Below are 3,560 nucleotides of genomic sequence, written 5' to 3' on the forward strand. Positions count from 1 at the left end.
CTTCGCCGATATGCTGCTCAACTTCGAGGATGAGTTCTCCACCCTCCGGGCGCGTTACTTTGAGAGCCGTGTAGATCGGGGGGATGAGATTGTCTTCACCATCGAAAATCACGTCGACCACAGGACCGATTACCTGGGCGATCTTGCCGAATTTTTCACTCATCGCGTTATAGATTTTTGGCGTTCAGGCCAGTCTGTTTCAAAGACGGCCGGACGTTTGGGGTTAGTTTATTTTGTGTGAGAGATATTTTTGTTGATTAGAGGTACAGTCCGAATGTTACAACAATTACCATGAGTACAAGGTTGAACAGATTGATCGGAAGCAGGTATTTCCATTCAAGAGTCAGGAGCTGGTCGATTCGCAGACGGGGGAAGGTCCACTTGAACCAGATGATGATGAAGGATAGGGCGATCGCTTTGCCGATGAACCATACGAAGGAGGGGATGTAGTCCATGACGTTGTTGAAGGCGTCAAGTCCGGGGATGTGCAGGGGCATCCATCCGCCGAAGAAGAGGAGGGCTGCAACTCCCGATACGATGAAGAGGTTGAGGTATTCGGCAAGGTAGAAGAATCCGAAGTGGATACCGGAGTATTCAGTGTGGTAACCGGCTGTAAGCTCGCTTTCGGCTTCAGGAAGGTCGAAGGGGCCGCGGTTGGTTTCGGCTGTGCCTGCGATCATGAAGATGACAAAGGCGATGATGGCGGGGATGTGGCCTGAGAAGATGAACCAGAGGTGGCTCTGTGCTTCAACGATGCCGCCGACCGACATTGTGCCTGCCATGACTACCATAGTCACTACGCAGAGGCCCATCGAGAGTTCGTAGCTGACCATCTGCGCTCCTGAACGGAGGGCGCCTATGAGGGTGAACTTGTTGTTTGACGACCAGCCGGCAAGGAGGATGCCGAGGACTCCGATCGACGATACGGCAAGGAGGAAGAAGATGCCGACGTTGAAGTCGATGATCTGAAGGCCGTTGCCCCATGGAAGCACGGCAAATGCCAGCATCGAGGCTATGATTACCAGATAAGGAGCAAGGGCGAAAAGGAATTTGTCGACATGGTTCAGCGAGATGAGCTCTTTGATGAGGATCTTGAACATGTCGGCGATGCTCTGCATCAAGCCCCATGGTCCAACGCGGTTCGGGCCGAGACGGCACTGGAAATAGGCGCACACCTTACGCTCGAAGAGGATGTAGAAGAGAGCCAAAACTGCGTAAAGCAGCATCAACCCTACTCCGATGAGCAGACATTCGAGGGTCACGGCAGCCCATTCGGGGATGTAGTCCGTGAGGAAAGAATGAAGCCAGGCGGTTCCTACTGATAAGTCTTGCATATTGAAAAGTTACTTATAGTTTTCTCTCTGTGTTTGTTGACTCTTTAATTTATTCGCTTGATTCGTTCAGATCAGCGGTCGATGTCGGGAACGATGTAGTCAAGCGATCCTCCGATTGTTATGAGGTCGGCGATCTTCTGGCCGTCGGTGATGTGGTCGACCACGGCTGCGGCGGGAAGACACGGAGGTGCGATCTTGAGACGGTAGGGGTTGACGGTGCCGTCGCTTTCGAGGTAGATTCCGAAGGTGCCTCGACAGCCTTCGACCATCTTGAACCAGTGGCCGACGGGGAGTTTGAGCACTTTGGGGACCTTGACGCAATAGTCGCCCTCAGGAATGTTGTCGATGAGCTGTGCGATGATGCGGGCGCTCTGGACCATTTCGTCCATGCGGACTTTGAAGCGGGCCATCGAGTCGCCTTCCTCGCGGACAACTTCTTCGAAGTCGAGTTCGGAGTAGATGCTGTAAGGAGCGCATTTGCGCACGTCGCATGCCCAGCCTGAACCACGTCCGTTGGGGCCGGTCACAGCCCATGAGATGGCGTCTTCGCGGGTGAGCACTCCGACGTTTTCCATTCGGTTCTTGGCGATGACGTTGCCGGTGAAGATCTTGTTGTATTCCTTGATGTTTGCGGGAAGCACGTCGAGAAGAGCGTGGACGTCTTTCACGAAATCCGGGTGGAGGTCCTGCATGACTCCGCCGATGCAGTCATAGTTGAATGTCATGCGGGCGCCGCATGTCTTCTCCATGATGTCGAGGATCTGCTCGCGTACACGGAGTGTGTAGAAGAGCATGGTGGTGGCGCCGAGGTCCATGCAGTAGGTGCCGATGAAGAGGCAGTGTGAGGCGATGCGCGAGAGCTCGTCCATGAGCACTCGGATCACCTGGGCACGGCGTGAGATTTCGATTCCGGCGGCCTCTTCGATGAGCATGCAGAGACAGTGGTGATAGGGATGGGCCGAGAAGTAGTCGAGACGGTCCATGAAGTGGAGTGTCTGCGGATAGGTCAGCTTCTCGCATATTTTTTCGACTCCGCGGTGGATATAGCCGAGGTAGATGTCGATTTTCTTGATTGTCTCGCCGTCAATGGCGGTGCGGAAGCGGAGCACACCGTGGGTCGCGGGGTGCTGGGGGCCGATGTTGACCACGAAGTCTTCCGGCTGGAATATGCGGCGTTCATGTTTTTCGATCTTTCCGTCAGGGGTCTCGGTCCAGACGTCGGTGAAGTCTGTCTGGCGCTCGTTTTCAATCGAGACGGGGTTGATTGACGGATCGTCGTTGTAATCCTTGCGCAGCGGAAAGCCTTTCCAGTCGAGATTGAGGAAGAGGCGGCGCATGTCGGGATTGTTGATGAAGATGATCCCGAAGAAGTCATAGACCTCGCGTTCGAAGACGGTGGCGATTGCCCAGAGGTCGAAAATCGAATGGATCAGTGGACGCTCACGGTCGCCGCCGGCCATGACCTTGACAGCGAGATGAGTGTTGAATTTGGTGGAAGTGAGGTAGTAGACACAGCCCATACCGTTTTCCTTCCAGTCCATACCCACGATTGTCACAAGGAAATCAAATGAGAGGTCAGCGTCGTCGCGAAGGGATTTCGCGAAATCGTGCCACTTGGCGTCGGGTACGGTCACCTGCATTATCTGGCCGTCTTCAATGACAGCCTCAGGCAACAGCGTTGAGATCTTTTCCCGGATGTTGGACATATATGTGTATAATGTGGTGTATTATCGAATAAATTTAGTCGTTCACTCCGGGGACCGGATGTGCTTTAAGAAAATCGGCCTGCTTTTCCTGGCGGTTGACACCTCCGAAGAATTTCTCGACCTTGATTTTACGCGAGAGCTGCATGATGCCGTAGATCATGGCTTCGGGACGCGGAGGACAGCCGGGGATAAACACGTCGACCGGTACAATGTCTTCAATGCCCATTGCCACGTGATAGCTCTTCTTGAACGGTCCGCCTGAGATCGCGCAGCTTCCGCAGGCGATGACATACTTCGGTTCAGCCAACTGATCGTAAAGACGGCGGAATACGGGAGCCATGCGGTGGACGATCGTACCGGCCACCATCATGAAGTCGGCCTGACGAGGCGAGGCACGCGCAACTTCCCAGCCGAATCGCGCCATGTCATAACGGGCGGCTCCAAGCGACACAAATTCGATGCCGCAGCAACTGGTGGCGAAGGTGAGCGGCCAGATAGAGTTGGAACGCCCCCAGTTGAT

General features: G+C 54.4%; 3 protein-coding genes and 1 pseudogene. All 4 read right to left on the reverse strand.

The features are described 5' to 3' along the window. Positions 1–163: pseudogene (locus K2H17_RS08735) on the reverse strand (F0F1 ATP synthase subunit beta); the annotation flags it as partial. Between the two features lie 94 nt (positions 164–257). Then, positions 258–1,334, reverse strand: coding sequence for an NADH-quinone oxidoreductase subunit NuoH (nuoH, locus tag K2H17_RS08740; RefSeq protein ID WP_300133819.1), 1,077 nt, complete (start codon positions 1,332–1,334; stop codon positions 258–260). A 71-nt stretch (positions 1,335–1,405) separates the two neighbouring features. After that, complete coding sequence (locus tag K2H17_RS08745) at positions 1,406–3,040, reverse strand: NADH-quinone oxidoreductase subunit C (RefSeq protein ID WP_300133821.1); 1,635 nt, start codon at positions 3,038–3,040, stop codon at positions 1,406–1,408. A gap of 34 nt (positions 3,041–3,074) precedes the next feature. Continuing rightward, a partial coding sequence (locus K2H17_RS08750; protein ID WP_300133823.1) for an NADH-quinone oxidoreductase subunit B occupies positions 3,075–3,560 on the reverse strand: 486 nt, incomplete at its 5' end.

This window comes from Duncaniella sp. (genome assembly GCF_029054785.1).
Lineage (GTDB): Bacteria > Bacteroidota > Bacteroidia > Bacteroidales > Muribaculaceae > Duncaniella.